At 61.7% G+C, this 18,645-nt stretch carries 12 protein-coding genes; 9 read left to right on the forward strand and 3 right to left on the reverse strand.

All coding sequences use genetic code 11. The features are described from left to right. The first annotated feature begins 32 nt into the window (after positions 1-32). From ctaD to QDT69_RS26695, 5 genes are read left to right on the forward strand one after another with little or no spacing between them, the layout of a single operon-like run. A complete protein-coding gene (ctaD, locus tag QDT69_RS26675) occupies positions 33-1,808 on the forward strand; it encodes a cytochrome c oxidase subunit I (RefSeq protein WP_279709463.1) in 1,776 nt (591 codons plus the stop codon). Further along, positions 1,805-2,509: a cytochrome c oxidase subunit 3 gene (locus tag QDT69_RS26680; RefSeq protein WP_279709464.1), complete on the forward strand. Its 705-nt coding sequence runs from the start codon at positions 1,805-1,807 to the stop codon at positions 2,507-2,509. Before ctaD ends, QDT69_RS26680 begins: the two co-directional genes overlap by 4 nt. A gap of 16 nt (positions 2,510-2,525) precedes the next feature. Continuing rightward, positions 2,526-3,248 (forward strand): heme-copper oxidase subunit III family protein, encoded by a 723-nt coding sequence (locus QDT69_RS26685; protein WP_279709465.1) that lies wholly within the window; start codon positions 2,526-2,528, stop codon positions 3,246-3,248. Between the two features lie 8 nt (positions 3,249-3,256). Beyond that, positions 3,257-3,664, forward strand: coding sequence for a cytochrome C oxidase subunit IV family protein (locus tag QDT69_RS26690; RefSeq protein WP_279709466.1), 408 nt, complete (start codon positions 3,257-3,259; stop codon positions 3,662-3,664). A gap of 23 nt (positions 3,665-3,687) precedes the next feature. Then, positions 3,688-3,882: a hypothetical protein gene (locus tag QDT69_RS26695; protein ID WP_279709467.1), complete on the forward strand. Its 195-nt coding sequence runs from the start codon at positions 3,688-3,690 to the stop codon at positions 3,880-3,882. Between the two features lie 407 nt (positions 3,883-4,289). Here QDT69_RS26695 and QDT69_RS26700 read toward each other — a convergent pair whose 3' ends face one another. Beyond that, positions 4,290-7,559 carry an autotransporter outer membrane beta-barrel domain-containing protein gene (locus QDT69_RS26700; RefSeq protein ID WP_279709468.1) on the reverse strand — a complete coding sequence of 1,090 codons (3,270 nt, stop codon included), beginning with the start codon at positions 7,557-7,559 and terminating at the stop codon, positions 4,290-4,292. 275 nt (positions 7,560-7,834) lie between these two features. On the opposite strand from QDT69_RS26700, the gene QDT69_RS26705 reads away from it, so the two are divergent. After that, positions 7,835-8,665, forward strand: coding sequence for a sulfotransferase (locus QDT69_RS26705; protein ID WP_279709469.1), 831 nt, complete (start codon positions 7,835-7,837; stop codon positions 8,663-8,665). Between the two features lie 551 nt (positions 8,666-9,216). Here the strand turns inward: QDT69_RS26705 and QDT69_RS26710 are convergent. Further along, positions 9,217-12,213 carry a hypothetical protein gene (locus tag QDT69_RS26710; protein WP_279709470.1) on the reverse strand — a complete coding sequence of 999 codons (2,997 nt, stop codon included), beginning with the start codon at positions 12,211-12,213 and terminating at the stop codon, positions 9,217-9,219. Positions 12,214-12,798: 585 nt separating this feature from the next. On the opposite strand from QDT69_RS26710, the gene QDT69_RS26715 reads away from it, so the two are divergent. Beyond that, positions 12,799-14,940 (forward strand): type I secretion system permease/ATPase, encoded by a 2,142-nt coding sequence (locus tag QDT69_RS26715; protein ID WP_279709471.1) that lies wholly within the window; start codon positions 12,799-12,801, stop codon positions 14,938-14,940. Next, positions 14,924-16,336: an HlyD family type I secretion periplasmic adaptor subunit gene (locus QDT69_RS26720; protein ID WP_279709472.1), complete on the forward strand. Its 1,413-nt coding sequence runs from the start codon at positions 14,924-14,926 to the stop codon at positions 16,334-16,336. Before QDT69_RS26715 ends, QDT69_RS26720 begins: the two co-directional genes overlap by 17 nt. A gap of 22 nt (positions 16,337-16,358) precedes the next feature. On the opposite strand, the gene QDT69_RS26725 is transcribed toward QDT69_RS26720, so the two are convergent. Further along, positions 16,359-17,162, reverse strand: coding sequence for an FkbM family methyltransferase (locus tag QDT69_RS26725; protein ID WP_279709473.1), 804 nt, complete (start codon positions 17,160-17,162; stop codon positions 16,359-16,361). Positions 17,163-17,231: 69 nt separating this feature from the next. Between QDT69_RS26725 and QDT69_RS26730 the strand changes: the two genes are divergently transcribed. Beyond that, a complete protein-coding gene (locus QDT69_RS26730) occupies positions 17,232-18,638 on the forward strand; it encodes an autotransporter strand-loop-strand O-heptosyltransferase (RefSeq protein ID WP_279709474.1) in 1,407 nt (468 codons plus the stop codon). The last annotated feature ends 7 nt before the right edge of the window (positions 18,639-18,645 follow it).

The following is an 18,645-nucleotide window of genomic DNA, read 5'->3' on the forward strand; positions in this document are numbered from 1 at the left end:
TCGCCGAACGGAAGACCAAGGAGGGAATTCCGATGGTCGATATCCCGCTTGATCAGGTCGCAGGCATCCCGCCCGCCGAAGTCGGCGAGGTGGAACTTTATCATCCGAGGAGCTGGTGGACGAGGTACGTGTTTTCGCAGGACGCCAAGGTGATTGCCGTCCAGTACTCGATCACTGCGATGTCGATCGGAATGGTGGCGCTGGTGCTGTCGTGGATGATGCGCCTGCAACTGGGATTCCCGGGAACATTCTCCTTCATCGATGCCAACCAGTATCTCCAGTTCATCACCATGCACGGCATGATCATGGTGATCTACCTGCTCACGGCATTGTTCCTTGGCGGCTTCGGCAACTATCTCATCCCGCTGATGGTCGGCGCCCGGGACATGGTCTTCCCCTATGTGAACATGCTGAGCTACTGGGTCTATCTGCTCGCCGTGCTGGTGCTGGCCGCAACATTCTTCGTGCCTGGCGGGCCGACCGGCGCCGGCTGGACGCTCTATCCGCCCCAGGCGATCCTCTCCGGCACCCCCGGGCAGGACTGGGGCATCGTTTTCATGCTGGCTTCGCTGATCCTGTTCATCATCGGCTTCACGATGGGCGGGCTCAATTACGTGGTGACGGTGCTGCAGGCCCGCACGCGCGGCATGACGTTGATGCGCATGCCATTGACGGTGTGGGGCATCTTCACGGCCACGGTGATGGCACTGTTGGCCTTCCCGGCGCTGTTCGTCGCCTCGGTGATGCTGCTCCTGGACCGCCTGCTGGGAACCAGCTTCTTCATGCCGACGCTGGTCGAGATGGGGCAGCTGTCGAAATATGGCGGCGGCAGTCCGATCCTGTTCCAGCATCTGTTCTGGTTCTTCGGCCACCCCGAAGTCTACATCGTCGCCTTGCCGGCCTTCGGCATCATCTCCGATCTGATTAGCACCCACGCGCGAAAGAACATCTTCGGCTACCGCATGATGGTCTGGGCCATCGTCGCGATCGGCGCTCTCAGCTTCGTGGTGTGGGCGCACCACATGTATGTCAGCGGCATGCACCCCTATTTCGGGTTCTTCTTCGCCACCACGACACTCATCATCGCCATTCCGACCGCCATCAAGGTCTACAACTGGGTGCTGACCCTGTGGCGCGGCGACATTCATCTCACGGTGCCGATGCTGTTCGCTCTCGGGTTCATCGTCACCTTTGTCAATGGCGGCCTGACCGGGCTGTTTCTCGGCAACGTGGTCGTCGACGTTCCGTTGTCCGACACGATGTTCGTTGTCGCCCACTTCCACATGGTCATGGGCATCGCGCCGATCATGGCCGTGTTCGGCGGGATCTATCACTGGTATCCGAAAGTAACCGGACGGATGCTCAATGATGTGCTTGGCAAGTTCCACTTCTGGGTGACGTTCATCGGGGCTTATGCGGTCTTCTTCCCCATGCACTATCTCGGCCTGCTCGGGATGCCCCGCCGCTATCACGACATTGGCGAGACGTCGTTCGTCCCGGCATCCGCTCATGACCTCAATGCGTTCATGAGCGTGGCGGCCCTGATTGTCGGCTTCGCCCAGCTCGTCTTCCTGTTCAATCTCGTCTGGAGCTTGTTCAAGGGAAAGCAGGCCGGCGGCAATCCATGGGGCGCCACCTCGCTGGAATGGCAGACGCCGGAGACCCCGCCGGGGCATGGCAACTGGGGCAAGGAACTGCCCATCGTCTATCGCTGGGCCTACGATTACAGCGTTCCCGGTGCCGCCAGGGATTTCGTGCCGCAAAATGAGCCACCGTCCGGAGTGGTGGCGCAGGGAGCACATCCGTGAGTGCCATCATCCTGTTCATGGCGACCATTGCGGCCATCGCGGGATGGTGGCTCTCGCAGCAGCGGCTCGCGGCCAAACCCTGGCTCGAGGAAGGGGTGGCCGTCGATTTTCGCGGCGAGAGGGGTTCGTCCGTGCCGCCGGCGAAAATCGGGCTGGGCGTGTTTCTCGCGGTTGTCGGTTCGCTGTTCGCGCTCCTGATCAGCGCCTACTCGATGCGCAACACCATGGTGGACTGGCGCGAGCTGCCGTTGCCGAAGCTGTTGTGGATCAATACCGGCGTCCTGATCATCAGCAGCGCGGCGCTGCAATGGTCGCTGCTGGCCGCGCGCCGCAGCGACGATGAGGACATGCTCGTCGGCTTGTTGGTGGGTGGAGCATCCGCCGTGACGTTCCTGGCCGGACAGCTGGTGGTATGGCAGCAGCTGAACGTCGCCGGCTATGTCGTGGCGTCCAATCCGGCCAATTCCTTCTTCTACCTGATCACCGCGCTGCACGGGCTACATCTGATCGGCGGCCTGGTGGCGCTCGGCAGGACGAGCGCCAAGGTGTGGCGCGGCGCGCCGATGGTGCAGGTGCGCCTGAGCGTCGAGCTCTGCGCCATCTATTGGCATTTCCTTTTACTGGTGTGGCTGGTTTTGCTCGGCTTGCTGACCGGCTGGACCGAAAATTTCGTGAACATCTGTCGCCAGTTGCTCACTTAAGCGAGGGCAAGGACCGATGGCAGAGACGACACTGATGCAGCCGAAGGCCGCGCCCGGGACGATCCCCGGATTGCGAGGCATCGCCGCCGACTGGGCCTCGGACCAGCGCGCATTCAAGAACGTGTCCTGGGGGAAGGCCATGATGTGGATCTTCCTCCTGAGCGACACCTTCATCTTTAGCTGCTTCCTGTTGTCGTACATGACGGCGCGCATGTCGACGACCGTGCCGTGGCCCAATCCGAGCGAAGTCTTCGCGCTCAACATCGGGAGCAAGCATATCCCGCTCATCCTGATTGCTATCATGACCTTCGTTCTGATCAGCAGCAGCGGAACGATGGCGATGGCCGTCAATTTCGGCTACCGCCGCGACCGCGTCCGAACAGCGGCCCTGATGCTGGCCACCGCGGCATTCGGCGCGACCTTCGTCGGAATGCAGGCCTTCGAATGGACCAAGCTGATCATGGAGGGCGTGCGGCCCTGGGGTAACCCCTGGGGTGCGCCGCAGTTTGGCGCATGCTTTTTCATGATCACCGGTTTCCACGGCACCCACGTGACGATCGGCGTGATCTTCCTGATCGCGATTGCGCGCAAGGTCTTGCGAGGGGATTTCGATCGCGAACGACGCGGCTTCTTCACAAGCCGGAAGGGATATTACGAGATCGTCGAGATCACCGGCCTGTACTGGCACTTCGTTGATCTGGTGTGGGTGTTCATCTTCGCTTTCTTCTATCTCTGGTGAGGTGGCGCATGACAAACGCAGCGGTACATGTGGAAGGGCAGGCAGCACAGCATGCGCTACACGCTTATGCGCACGAGGCCGTCGCATCGGGGGCGACGCACGCGGCAGGCCAGCAGCATCCGATCAAGCTTTACCTCGTGGTCTGGGGATGGTTGTTCGTGCTCAGCACCTGCTCCTATCTTGTCGACTACTTTGGCATCCATGGCCATCTCAGATGGTCGCTGATCCTGCTGTTCATGGTGTTGAAGGCCGGCTTGATCGTCGCCGTCTTCATGCATATGGCCTGGGAGCGGCTGGCCCTGGCCTACGCGATCCTGCTTCCGCCGGTGCTGGTGCTGGTATTCGTGGCGATCATGGTGTTCGAATCCGGCTACACCCATCTGCTCCGGGTCGTCTTCTTCGCTCCGGTGGCGTAGTGGCGTAGGCATGGAGGTTTTGAATGCAGTTTACCGTCGGCTTCAAACTGAACGGAAAGACAGACCACGTTGTCCAGGACGGACAAGACGCGCTCGCCGCCGCGCTGAAGGTAAAGGCAGAGCTTCCGGAAGTCGTCATCATGTACGTGCGCCCACAAAACCGGCGTGGTGACACCCGTCATCCTACGCATGCGCTCGCCGACGATGCTGGCCGATGAGAGGCCGGTGGATCCGGGATAGCCGCATAAGGATCGGCGAAATGAATGTTGAGCCGGAGTCGCCGTCGCGCCGGTGGCGGATCAGTCCAAGGGCCGAGCTTGGTTCGCTGGCGCCTGATCCTGCTAGATCTGAACTGCCGATGCCGTCCGCGAGCGGGTAATTTTGCCTGTTTCGGCGAATCTGCGCTTGGGCTGGTTTGGTTCGAGCTGTTCGCGTGTCATCTGACGACCGATCAGGTGAGCAAGTGCCCTTGAGGCCTGATCTGCGCGGATGGAAATGACAGGAGCGTCAGCAATCCGAATCTTTTGGTTCCCGTTTCCCATGAGTCAAAGAAAATCCTGAAGGCCGCCGGCTGTTTCTTGCTCTTTGCGAAGGCCAGGAATCGGAGCCTGAACTCGCCGTTCCCTTAAAAGTCGAAGCGAAGGCCGCCAGTGAAGGTCCAGCCGCGCACGCCGCCGTTGCTAATGTTCTGCCGGTAAGCGACGTCGCCAAAGACGGCGAGCCCGTTCGCCGGCGCGGTGCCGGTCAGCCCGCCGCCGACCTGGATCGCCGTGCCGTACGAGCCGGTGCCGAACCCGGCGCCGCCGAGCGTAATCACCGAGCCATCGCCAAAGCCTTGCAGCAAATTGGCTTTGAGATAGGGCGAAAACAGCGTCCCCTCCGGAGTTCGAAAGCGCTGGATCAGCCGGCCACCGATCCGCGCGACGCCTTGGTCAAGGCTGCCCATATTGACGCTCAGCCCACTGACATCGGTGCGTGGCGAGAAGTTGAGGCGCTGCCAGGTGAGCTGCGCCTCCGGCTCGACGATGAGATCCTTCCAGCCGATCGGCATCGGATAGCCGCTTTCGACCGACAGGCCGACCAACGTGCCGTTGAGGCCAGTGGTCTGCCCGTTGGTCGTCGCCTGGCCGTTGAAGAGACCGCCGGTGGCGATGCCATCGACATAAAGCCCGCTGCGCGCCTGCCAGGTGGCGATGCCCGACAGCTTCTCGGTTGTGAATGTGCCGCTGCTCGTGCCGTCGATCGCGCTCGGCGTGAAAAAGCTCCGGCCGAACGTGCCGGCAAGCCCCACGCGCAACTGCCCGCGCTGGTCGTTGATCACGATGCCGCTGCCGCCGAACTGGATCGCTTCGTCGCTCGCTTTGAAGTTGTACCCGAAATCGGAAAAGCTGCGGTTAGAGGTGTAGTTGTAGGGCCCGCCATAGGTGCGAACAAACGCCTCGAATTGCTGTGGCTTGCCCACGGCCTGCGTGTCGCGAATCTCCCCGAGCCGGCGGTGCAAGTCGTTGATGTCTTCCAGCCCGGCCTCGAACAGCGCGGTCGGCGCGCTGATATAGGCCGGCACTTGCGGCACGACTTCCGGCCGTGAGTTGGGGGGCTGGACCGGCGGAGTGACAGGTCCCGATGGCGTCACAAATACATTCTGCAGCCGGTAGTCCCAATTGGCGCCTGGCGCACCGATCAGAGTCTGGCTCGGGTCGGCGGAGCCGTTTGGCGAGCCGGGGCCGTAGCCATAGAGATTGTAAACGTAGGGGCCGCTGCTGACGGTGCCGCCGGCCAGGGCGAAGGTGCCGGTCGAGGACGCGCCGGCGACCTGGATGACCGAAATGCCGGTGATCGCGGTCGGGAAGTTGACGGCAGTAAACGCGCCGGCCCCGATTGGCGTGATGCGCACCGCGGTCGCGCCGGCGGCGCTGCCACCGACCAGCAGCCGGTCGGTCGATTGGTTCGACAGCGGCCCGCCGGCGTTGAGCAAGGTCTTGAGCGCCAGTGTGCTGTCGCCAGTGCCGACAAAATTGCCGCCGATCTTGAGCGTGTTGCCCGGCGCCGCGCCGGCCAGCGTCACCAGGCCGGAATTGGTTAGGTTGCCGCCGACGTTGAAGGTCGTATTCGGCCCGCTCGCCAGTGCTGGCAGCGCGTTGCCGACCGCAAACGTGCCGTTGTTGGTGACCGAGCCGGCAATGCTGCCGAACCCGCCGAGCGTCGCGCCGCTCGCAACGGTCACGAGGCCGCCCCCTGACAGCGCTGCCGTTGGGGTGCTCGCGTCACCGATCACAAGTGTGCCGGCGCTGATCATCGTCGCGCCGGCGTAGGTGTTGTTTGCCGTCAATGTCAGCGTGCCGCTGTTGGTCTTGGTCAATCCGCCCTGGCCGCTGATCACGCCGCCGATGGTGTAGTTGTTGGTACCGCTCACATCGATCGTATTGGCAAAGCCGGCGATATTATTGAGCACGATCTTGCGGGTGCTGCTGGTGGTCGCCGTCACCGCCAACGTGCCGCTGCCGGGCAGGCCCGTGTCTGCATCGGTGCCGCCGAAGGTGAGGGCTCCGTTCGTACTCCCCAGAGCGGCATCGCTGCTGATCTGCAGCGTGCCGCCGGTGATCGTCCACGGCGTAACCACGCCCGTCGCGCCCGCCAATTGCCAGGTGCTGGCGCCCGACTTCTGGAATAAATCAAAATTCTGATACTTCGCGCCGATCTGCGACACGTCGAAGATCGTCGCCGTGGCTATGCCATTGCCCGAGAGATTCGTGGAGCTCCCCCCGAGGATCAGCGTGTTGGTGGTGCCGGTCACGCCCGAAGCATTGCCGACATTGCCGTTGATCACCCAGCCGGATTGCAACTCCAGGCTGTTGGTACCTCTGGTGAAGAGAATCGCATTGGATCGCACCGTGCCGGTATTGCCATCAAAACCGCCGGCAATCGTGCCGGAATTGACGATGGTCAGATTGCCGCCGCGAATGCCGACGCCGCCAACGCCGCCATCTGTCACGCCGCCCAGTGATGGTGCCCCGCCATTGCCGCCCTGGAGGAGGCCCGTATTGACGATCGTCGTTGCGGGCCCGGTGATGCCGCCGCCAACACCGCCTGCACCGCCGCCCGCGCCTACACCGCCGCCGCCGCCAATACCAATGGCATCGCCACCATTACCCGCGGTGCCATTGCCGACGCCAGTGATACCGGCCCCACCAACACCACCGTAGATTTTGCCGTTATTGGTGATGCTGGCAGTTCCCGTCATGTTACCTCCGGCGCCGCCGACGCCGCCACCGCCATATCCGCCCGCGCCACCGCCGCCGCCGACGCCCGCGCCGCCGCCACCTCCGCCGCCTCCTCCTCCCACGACGTAAGTGCCGCTACCGCCACCGCCGCCGCCGCCGATTCCCGCGCCGCCACCACCGCCACCGCCGCCGCCGTAAAGGGTATTCCCCTGGCCGCCTTTGCCACCACTGATGATTGAGCCGGCTGGATTGGTGAAGGTGACAGGCTGGCTGACATTGCCACCCGGGCTTCCCGTTGACTGAAATGCGGTGCTGTTGCCGCCGCCGCCACCGATGAAACCAGAGCCGCCGCCACCACCTCCGCCGCCGCCGAAAGTGCCGCCGGCAGGCAGACCGCCGGTATCATCAGCGCCAGCGCCGCCACCGGGGGACGTGCCGCCCGTACCACCAACACCCATATTGGTGCCCGCTGTGCCGCCAGCGGCCATTGCGACAGATCCAACTATTGCATCTGTCAGGGTCACGAGAGCGAGCGCCGTGGTGCCGAGCAACAGCGCGCGGCGCAGGCCGCGGGTTTTAGCCGTCATGCGCGGCGTGAGGCTGACCTCAACAAGCGTCGGGCTGACGTGAGGCTGCCGGTTAACGCGCCGGCGACGGGGCATCACTCGCGTCATCGGCAAGGCCTCGCGGGAATCAGTTTGAACCCGCGAATCAGAACGAATCGAAGTCTCATGGCATCGGTCTCAGCCTCAACGGAGCTACTCCGTGAAGCCTCGCAAGCTTACATTGGTGAACGCGCTCTGCAAGTGAAAGATTACAACAATACAATCTGTTCGCGAAGTCAGATTGCCTGCGAATCTTCCAAGCGGAATCAAAATCACCGACAGGATTGAATTCAAAATTTACACGTGGCTATCTGAAGCGCGTCCGTCATCGAGAGGAGGAGGCGTTGGCTCAAAAACCCCTGCAGCGCCGTTTTCACTTCATATCTGGCCTTCCACGGTCCGGCTCGACATTGCTGTCAGCCATTTTGAGCCAGAACCCGCAGTTTCATGCCAGCATGAGCGGCCCGCTGGCAGGCATGTTTGATGCCATGTTGAGCGACTTGAGCGATCGCAACGAATATTCCGTGTTTATCAGCAATGACCAACGTCGCCGGATTCTAAGAGGACTGTTTGACGGCTATTACGGCCCGGAATTCAATGCCGATGTGATTTTTGACACCAACCGTCTCTGGTGCGTCAGGCTGGAACTGCTCAGGCAGTTATTCCCCCGCAGCAAGATCATCGCCTGCGTGCGGCACGTATCATGGGTTATCGACAGTATCGAGCGATTGGTTCGTCGGAATATCTTTCAGCCTTCAGGAATCTTTAACTACAAGCCCGAGGGCACAGTCTATTCGCGCGCCGAGGGGCTGGCTAAAGGAGACGGCATGGTCGGCTTTGCGCATAATGCGGTGAAGCAGGCGTTTTACAGCCAGGATCCGTCCAACCTGATGCTTCTGCGCTTTGAAACGCTGACAAGCGAACCGGAGCGCGCCATCGCTGCTGTGTACGCTTTCATCGGCGAGCCGGCGTACAACCATGATTTCAAAAATGTTCAATACGAGGCGGATGAGTTCGACCGGCGCATCGGTACGCCCGGGCTGCACACCGTGCGCCCGCAAGTTGAGCCGATCGCACGTGCCAGTGTACTGCCGCCGGATTTGTTCCGCCGATATGAACATGAGGCCTTCTGGCTCGACCCCGCCTTGAACCTGCACAACGTGGAGGTGGTGTAGCGCGTGACTGCCTCTAGCTGAAGCCCCTGGAAAAGGACAAACGCTGGGGGTCCTCGAAAATGGAGCACAGTTCCGGACTATCCAGCCTCTTCGTCCACATCAGTTTGCTCGACCGGAAAGTAGTCGAAGAATCTCGGTGATCGCAGCCCCGCGAATCTGGCATCCACCGAAACGCGGCTCAAGGGCTCATCTGCACAAAGCGGTACTTCCCTGGGAACAGAGACATACTCCTGGCCGCAGGGATACATATGGTTCATGTGGCTCATGGCTAGTGCACGTGGCTCATGGTCGCAAATGGCAGCGAGAATACCCGCTCACGAGGGGGCAGATAGTGGCACGGGAGTGCAGCTATCGTTACGGGCAAAGCTCGATGCAATTAATTAATATGAGAACGATTCAATCAGGCGGAGCTGCAGGGGTGCGGCCCGCCGGGTCATGACTCAAAAGCGAGTTGCACAGCGCTCGTCACCGCCGCGACAAGCTTCGCGTCTCGAGGCGTCGGTGCCCGGGGGACGGACGGATCACCGCCACCCGCCAAACCCGTCCGCTCGCTAGACGATGAAATGAAATTCCTGCCAGGTGCTCCACATCATGCCGTCGCTGGCGCGGACCCAGAGGTCGTCAGTCACGGTGCCGCCCTGGAAGGTGGTGCCGGCAAGCTGAGCGGGGCTGACGTTGATTGCGGTATTGGCGGGTTGCGCGTTGCCGCCGATGCTCCAGTGGCCGCTGCCGGCCGACGATGTCGAATCCCAGAATTGATATTGGGCGATGCTGTCCCCGTCGGGATCGGAGACCGAAAACAGGTTAGTTGCGGCCACGCTCTGGTTGGCGGTGGCGTGGAAGTCGGCTGCGGTGACAACCGGAGCATGGTCAATCGGTGCGTTGACGTGAAACTCTTTCCAGCTTCCCCACGTGAAACCGTCATTGGCTCGCACCCACAGGTCATCCGAGCCGGAGCCCGACTGGAACGAGGTGCTGGTCAGTTGAGCGGGGGACACATCGATCGCGATGTTGGCAGCCTGCGCCACGCCGCCGACCACCCAGTGACCGCTGGCGGGATCGCTCGTTGAATCCCACAGCTGATAGGCGGTGATCGTGTCTCCGTCGGCATCGCTGACGGCGAACAGGTTTGACGCGGCGATGTCCTGACCATGTGTAGCGGTCACGTCCGACGCGCTGACCACCGGACCTTGGTCGATCGGCGCGTTGACGTGGAATTCCTTCCAGTTGCTCCAGATCATGCCATCGAAGGCTCGCACCCAGAGATCGTCGGAGCCTGAACCGCTCTGGAATGACGTATTGGCGAGCTGTGCCGCACTCACATCAATGGCCTGGCCCGCCGGCTGTACGGCTCCGGCCACGACAAAATGCCCGCTGGCGGGATCGGTCGTCGAGTCCCAGAACTGATAGTTGGTGATCGTATCGTGGTCGGGATCGCTGGCCGTGAACAGGTTTGACGCGGCGATGTCCTGACCATGCGTGGCGGTCATGTCCGACGCGCTGACCACCGGAGCATGGTCGACCGGCGCGTTCACGTGGAATTCTTTCCAGGCTCCCCATGTGATGCCGTCATTGGCTCGCGCCCACAGGTCAGCCGAACCGGAGCCCGACTGGAACGAGGTGCTCGCCAGCTGAGCGGGTGAAACATCGATCGCGATGTTGGCCGCCTGCGCCACGCCGCCGACCACCCAATGACCGCTGGCGGGATCGCTCGTTGAATCCCAAACCTGATAGGCGGTGATCGTGTCGTTGTCGGCGTCGGTCGCGCTGAAGAGGTTGGATGCGGCGATATCCTGGCCGTGGGTCGCGGAAAAGTCGGTCGCGCTGACCACCGGCGCATGATTCGGACCTGGCGTGACCGTGAACGGGACCCACGCGCCCCACAGCGTTCCATCGTAGGCCCTTGCCCAAAGCTGGTCCGGAGCCGAGCCGAACTGGTAGCTGGTCTGGGCAAGCTGCGCCGCAGTGATGTCGATTTCCGCATTGGTGGCCTGAACGGCACCGTTCACCATCCATGCGCCGTTGCCGTTGCTGTCCCAGAGTGCGTACTGGGTGATCGGATCACTGTCCGGGTCGGAGGCGCTGAACAGGCCCGAAGCCGCGATCGAGGTTTGCGCGTGTGCCGCCGTGAAGCTGGCAGCCGAAACAACGGGAGGATGATCAACGCCGGGCGTCGCCGTGAACGGGACCCATGCTCCCCAGAGATATCCATCATAGGCGCGGACCCAGAGCGTGTCGGGGGCCGAACCGAACACATAGCTGACTTGCGAGAGGTTGGCGGCCGGGACGTCAATCTCGGCGTTGGTGGGTTGCGCGACACCGCCGATCGCCCAATGGCCGTTGCCCTGCGTGTCCCAGAATGCGTATTGAGTGATCGCGTCGCCGTCCGCATCGCTGGCCGTGAACAGGGCCGATGCAGCCGCCGAGAGCTCAGTATGCGCAGCGGTCACGTTTGCTGCGGTGACCACGGGTGCGTGATCGGACGGCGAGACCACGAAGGATTTCCAGTCGCTCCACAAATAGCCGTCGAAGGCTCTCACCCACAATGTGTCCGAGCCGGGTCCGGCCTGGTAACTCGTCTGAGCCAGCTGCGACGCGTTGATGTCGATCTCGGTCTTGGTGCCCTGGGCTACGCCTCCCACCGTCCAGTAACCGTGGCCGTTGCTGTCCCAGAAGGAATATTCGGTGATGGAATCGCCGGTGGCCATGTTCACCGAGAACAGCGACGAGGCCGCGAAAATCTGATTTCGGCCCGCGGCCTGATCGCTGGCCGTGACGACCGGCGTTGTCCGGATGCTGTATCCGAGATCCTTCAGAACTCCGATGTCCAGGTTGGAGATCGCGTACTGGTAATCGGGGTAGAAGACGATCCCGTTCATCAAGTCCAGTGTGAGCGGGTCCTTGACGGTCGACGGGGTGGCGTAGAGGTCGGATTGCTGGTTCCCGAAATGATAGTAGTTCTGGGTGGTGCTGTTTGTGGTCAGGGGCACCGGGCCGCCATAGGCGGCCTCGGCATTCGCGCCGACAAAGTATGCGCCCATGGCGGTCTTTTGAATCAGGTTGTCGAATGTCGATTCGTAGGCGCCGGCCAGCTGGCCGCTCTGGTTGTACCAGCCCGTCATGCCGAAGCCGTGCATCAGCTCATGCAGAAACACGTCGATCGGATTGATCACGTTTCCCGGCACCTGACTGGCGTAGGTCAGGCCATAATCCATGTCGATGTACTGGAAGTAGCCGGGATCGACGTTGATGGTGATGTCGCTTGTCGTGCCGGCGACATGCTGCCCGGTGGTCAACTCGTACTGGCTTGACGGCTCGTACACCGCGAGCCCGCCATTTGATCCGACATAGTAGCTCGACGTCGGCCCGCCGTCGGCACGGCCGACGCTGGTGGGCAGGATGTTGAGTTGCACCACCAGGGTGCCAATGCCCAGGACATAGCGCTGCCAGACATTGAGGGCCTGCTCGACATCGTAAACAAGAGAGGCGTCGGCAGACGCGCCGGCATTCGATGAATCATTCAATGTTACGGAATAATTCCAAGGCATCTTGGTCGGGCTTTCAATCTATGGTAGCGTACCAATAATAAGCATTATTCATGCTGACCAGTCACGGGCTAGTCAACCGAGGCCAAGGGGCCGGCCCCGGACAAGGCGGTGCGTGAGACTGTTCATTGATGTTCAGCGCCTCCGGTGGGATTGGCTTGGGGCATGGGATGGAGCCCGGCGCCGGTCTCGCATGCTGCAAGATCAGAATGGCATTTATGTGCCGTGAGGCCGATGCGATCGCCCTTGTGACCTCGCTGGCAGCCACGCCAAGCCCACACCAAGCACGCCGCGGTCCGTAAGACTACGGAGCGTGGTTCGGCTGCGAGCGGTTCCCGACTTAGGACTCCGGAATCGACATGATGTTGCTCGTGAATTCGGCTCGTTCGCTTACAAGGCCAATTGCATCCCGCCGAAGAAGCATAGTACTCTGGGAGTCATATTCATCTGCTGCTCTATCGGTTGGTTGCGAATAGCGGGTTTGCGCTGACGAGGCCGAAGGAGCAGGGACGGGGGGCGCGCTCACGACAGTGTCGGTTCGCGTTCGACGGCAGTCATTTTCAGCTACTGAGCAGATTAAATCGCGAGATGATTGAAACGCGGAGCGGTACGGCAGCAGATAGCGGGATAGTTGCGCTCGCGATGCTGCTGCGTTTTCACGGCATCCCGGCCGATGTCGACCAGATTCGTCATCAGTTCGGCCATGGACCCTTCGGAACGCCGGAGATGTTGCGCTACGCGCGCTCGACCGGCGTCAAGGCCCGGGAGGTGACGACCAACTGGTTAAGGCTCGAGAAGGCCCCGCTCCCTGCCATCGCGCTGTTGCGTGATGGTGGCCATTTGATCCTCGCCAAGGTGGGCGCCGACAAGATTCTCGTTCAATCGCCGCTGTCGGAGCGCCCGGAGCTGATCACGCGCGCCGATCTGGAAGCGGTGTGGTCAGGCCGGATGATTCTGGTCAGCCGCCGGGCGGGACTGGTCAGTCTTGCACGCCGCTTCGACCTGTCATGGTTTCTAGGGGCGATCCACAAGTATCGCTACCATTTCGTGGAGGTGTTGATCGCCTCCTTTTTCCTGCAGCTGTTCGCGCTGGTGTCGCCGCTGTTCTTTCAGGTGGTGATCGACAAGGTCCTGGTCAATCATACACTCAGCACGCTCGATGTGCTCGTCGTGGGATTGATCGGCATCGCGGTGTTCGAGACGGCGCTTGCGATATTGCGGACCTATCTGTTCTCCCATGTGACGAACAGGATCGATGTCGAGCTGGGAGCCCGCTTGTTTCGGCATCTCATCGGGCTGCCCATTGCCTACTTCCAGGCTCGCCGGGTCGGCGACTCGGTTGCGCGGGTCCGCGAGCTCGAGAACATCCGCAACTTCCTGACCGGCTCGGCCCTGACCGTCGTGATCGACCTGTTCTTCACCGTCGTTTTCATCGCGGTGATGTTCGTCTATTCGCCGATCCTGACCTGGATCGTGCTCGGATCCTTCCCGCTCTATGTCGGCATCTCGGCCGGCGCGACGCCGATGTTCCGCCAGCGGCTCGACACCAAATTCGAGCGCGGGGCCGAGAACCAGGCGTTTCTCGTCGAGAGCGTGACCGGGGTCGAGACCATCAAGGCGATGGCGCTCGAACCGCAGATGCAGCGCCGCTGGGAGGAGCAGCTTGCCGAATACGTTGCGGCCAGCTTCCGCGTGCTCAGCCTCGCCAATGTTGCGAGCCAATCGGTCCAGTTCGTCAGCAAGCTCGTCACCGCGGTGATCCTTTACGCCGGCGCCAAGCTGGTGATCGACGGCAGCCTCACGGTCGGCGAGCTGATCGCCTTCAACATGTTCTCGTCACGCGTCAGCGCGCCGGTCTTGAGGCTGGCCCAGCTCTGGCAGGACTTCCATCAGGCGAGGCTCTCGGTCGCGCGGCTCGGCGACATCCTGAATACGCCGGCGGAACAGACCTTCAACCCCGGCCGCGCCGTGCCGCCGCCCATCAAGGGGCAGGTCACGCTTGAACACGTGTCCTTCCGATACCGGGTCGATGGACCCGAAGTGCTGCACGAGATCAACATCAACATTCCGGCCGGTCAGGTCGTCGGCATCGTCGGCCCGTCGGGGTCGGGCAAGAGCACCTTCACGAAGCTGGTTCAGCGCCTTTACGTCCCGGAGAAGGGCAGGGTCCTTGTCGACGGCGTCGACCTTGCGATGGTCGATCCGGCGTGGCTGCGCCGCCAGGTCGGCGTCGTGCTGCAGGAAAATGTGCTGTTCAACCGCAGCGTACGGGAAAACATCGCGCTCGCCGATCCGGCCGCTCCGATGCAGCAGGTGATCGCCGCGGCGCAGCTTGCGGGCGCCCATGAATTCATTCTCGAGCTGCCGGAAGGCTACGATACCGTCGTGGGCGAGCGCGGCTCCAGTCTGTCGGGAGGCCAGCGCCAGCGCATCGCGATCGCGCGGGCCCTGATCACCGATCCGCGTATCCTGATCTTCGATGAAGCGACCAGTTCGCTGGACTACGAAAGCGAAAGGGTCATTCAGGACAATATGAGCCGGATCGTGAAGGGACGAACGGTCTTTGTCATTGCGCATCGGCTATCCGCCGTCCGGCGTACCGATCGAATCATCACCATCGACCGCGGCCGGCTGGTTGAGCAGGGGTCCCACGAGGAGCTGCTGAGCACGGGCGGAAGATACGCGTCGCTCTACCGGTTGCAGGCGGGGATCCATGAAGTCGGCTCGTGAAGCGCTTGCGACCGGGCGCAAAACGCGGGACGAGCTGGCCTTCCTGCCGGCCGCCCTCGAAATCGTCGAGACGCCGCCATCTCCGACCGCCAGGCTGACGGCCGTCTTGCTTGCCGCCCTGTTCTGTTGCGCGGTGGCATGGGCCGGCCTCGGCAAGATCGATATCGTCGCCTCTGCCCCCGGAAAGATCGTGCCGGGCGACCGCGTGAAGCTGGTCCAGCCGCTCGAGATCGGGGTGGTGCGGGCCATCCACGTCCGCGACGGCCAGACCGTCAAGGCCGGCGAGATTCTGATCGAGCTGGATCCGACCAGCAATCAGGCGGAGCTTCTGCACCTGAAAAACGATCTGCTTGCATCATTGCTGGACATTGCCCGCACGCGCTCTGCGCTCGACGGCAACACCAGCGGGCTCGATGGTGCGCCGGAGGACACGCCGCCTGCCTTGGTCCAGATGCATCTGGAGTATCTGCGCAGTCAGGATTCCGAGCAGCGCGCCAAATTGTCAGAGCTGGATCGGCAGCGGGTGCAGAAGGTGGCGGAGACCAAGACGATCGACGCCAGCATCGCCAAGATCGAAGCCTTGCTGCCGGTGCTGCAGGAGCGCGTCAACGTTCGCAAGTACCTGGCGGACCGGGAGTACGGTTCAAAGCTGCAATATCTGCAGGAGCTTCAGGAGCTCGTGGGGATGCAGCAGGACATCCTGGTGCAGCGGAGCAAGCTCCAGGAGGGCAACGCAGCCGTGGCCGCACTCGACGAGACGCGCGCCAAGCTTGTCTCGGAATACCGGCATCGCTTGTACGACGATCTGGCCAAGGCGACGCAGAAGGCCGGCAGTCTCAAGGACGAGGTGTCCAAGGCCGAGCACAAGACCAATCTTCAAAAGCTTGCGGCCCCGATCGACGGCGTGGTGCAGCAATTGGCCGTGCACACGGTCGGCGGTGTCGTCACGCCCGCCCAGACGCTGGCGGTGGTCGTGCCCAGCGACAGCCTGATCGAAATCGAAGCGATGGTTTCCAATCGCGACATCGGCTTCGTGCATCCGGGGCAGGACGCCGAAATCAAGGTCGATACCTTCAACTTCACCCGTTACGGCCTGCTGCACGGCAAGATCGTCAGCGTCTCGCCCGACTCGGTCTCCCGCGACAGACCGCGGGATTCCGCTCGCGAGCCCAACGGCGCAGCACTGGAGGAGAGCAGCGAGCCGAAGGGTCAGGGGCCGGTGTATATCGCGCACGTCTCGATCGACCGGACCAAGATGGTCGTCGACGACAAGGAGATCAGTCTTTCGCCGGGAATGACCGTCACCGTCGAGATCAGGACGGGCGCCCGCAGCATCATGAGCTATTTGCTGTCGCCGATCGTGCGCTACCGGCAGGATGCCCTCCGCGAGCGGTGACGAAGCCCGCCGGTTCGGGCCGTCATGATGTGGTCCGGGATTCCACGTGGCTCAGGCTTGGATCGGATTCATGGATCGCAAGGCAGTTTTGCCCGGCGTCGTATGTCCGGTATCCATGATCGTTCAGCTTGCGAACCAGCGCGGCCTTGTCGGTCTTGATGAATTCCGCATGAATGATTGGGTGATGCTGCCGAATCGTGGCGCTGGCGCCCTCCAGCACCTTCAACTCCATCCCCTCGACGTCGATCTTGATCAGGTCGCAGCGGCCCAGATTCAGCGAGTCCAGCGTGACCATCGTCGTCTCAGTCCCGCTGGCCTCTGAATAATCGATCTTCTGGCCGATTTGCTCGGTGGCAGAGCGTTGCGTCACCTCGAGGCTGCCGAAACTGGCGGGCTCCTGATGACTGAGGGTCGGCACCCAGGTTTTCCCGGCTTCCGACGAAATGACCGCGTGCATCGCCCTAGCGTTGAAACAGTTGTTGATGGCGATGTTGCCGGCAAGCGCGTAGTAGACCCGTTCCTGCGCCTCGATGGCAACGACGGAACCCCAGCCGTCCATGTGCTTGGACCATTCGATGGTGTGAACGCCGATGTTCGCCCCGCAGTCGATCGCGACCACGCCATCGCCCCGGTAGGTTCTTCGCAGTGCAAGAAGCCCCTTCGTCAGCTCGATTTCAGTGGCGTCGAACGTGCCGTGCTCGAGGATCTGAATCCCGACTCCAAAAGTGTTGCCGCCCGCCGTGTGATAGTCCAGCCGGTTGACGATCAGCGGGCCATGCGTCGATGCTGCGATCACAAACGGGATCTTGCTGGGGTTGCGACTCATCGTTGTGTGTTTCTCTGTGTATGCCGTTCGGGAACGGCTGCGAGGGGTGCTCGCTAAGGTTTTCGTCCGTTGACGCGGTTGTCAATCTCGCTTATCTTCCGTGCACTTTTTAAGAGGTTGTTTTTATTTCAGGGCAGGGGATATTTCGTGAATGCCATTGCCGTTGTTGCGTCGGCGATCGGGCTGAAGCGTTCGATTGACGATGCCACCGATCAACCCAAGATAGTCGTTGATCGTTCGACCGATGCCACACCACCAGTCAAGTCGGAGGTCGTAGCGTCGAATGCCGACGCTCCGAAGCCCGCCTATCCTGCGGCCGCCGAACTGCCGACAGAGTTGGGTCCGAAGGGGCTGCGATTCGACTTCAACGACGGTGCGCGAGTTGTTTGTCCGCATGGCGAGCAACCCTGGAAGGTAAGGATTCGCGATCTCGACACCGGCAACGTGCTGTTCGAAACGGAATTCGCCGGCGGCTATGTCAACAGCAGCAAGCGCTATTACATCCGTTTCGGAATCGAGGTTTCCCAGCAGGGCGAAACCATCCTTGATCATGAATACTCGGCGAAAGATCGCGAGGTACTGATCCAGTTTCCGGTCGGGACGCTCGGCGATACGATGGGATGGTTTCCCTATGCCGTGAAGTTCAAGGACAAGCACGGCTGCAAGCTGAGCTGCGCCATGGCGACGCCGCTGATCGAGCTGTTCCGCGACGCGTATCCGGACATCGAGTTCATCACCCATGAAGAGGTGAAGCCGAACCGATATTACGCGACCTACAGAATTGGCCTGTTCTTCGACGACAAGGATTGCGTCTATCAGCCGACCGATTTCCGCCATGTCGGGCTACATCGGACCGCGGGCTATATTCTGGGTGTCGATCCGACCGAGCAGCCTCCGCGCATCGTCATCAAGGACGATCAGAGGCCGATTGCCGAACCTTATGTCTGCATCGCGGTTCAGAGCACCACGCAAAGCAAATATTGGAACAACCCGCATGGCTGGCGCGAGATCGTCAATTTCCTGAAGGCGGCCGGCTACCGGGTGGTCTGCATCGATCAGAAGGCCACTCACGGCACCCAGTTGATCTGGAACCACATTCCGAATGGTGCCGAAGATCAGACGGGCGATAAGCCGCTCGCCGAGCGATTTCGTTACCTGAAGCACGCGGACTTTTTCATCGGTCTGTCGAGCGGCCTGTCGTGGCTTGCGTGGGCCTCGGGGACGCCGGTCGTCATGATCAGCGGGTTCACCCATCCGACCAACGAGTTTGAAACGCCCTACCGCATCGTCAATTTTCACGCATGCAACAGTTGCTGGAACGATCCGCGGGTGCGTTTCGACCACAAGGATTTTCTGTGGTGCCCGCGGCATGCCAATTCGCCCCGGCAATTCGAATGCACGCGGCTGATTACGGCCGATCACGTCAAGCAGATTATTCAGCGCATACCGGGATTTCCGGTCGGCGCCAAGGTGTAGCGCGTAG

This window comes from Bradyrhizobium sp. CER78 (genome assembly GCF_029846235.1).
GTDB lineage: Bacteria > Pseudomonadota > Alphaproteobacteria > Rhizobiales > Xanthobacteraceae > Bradyrhizobium.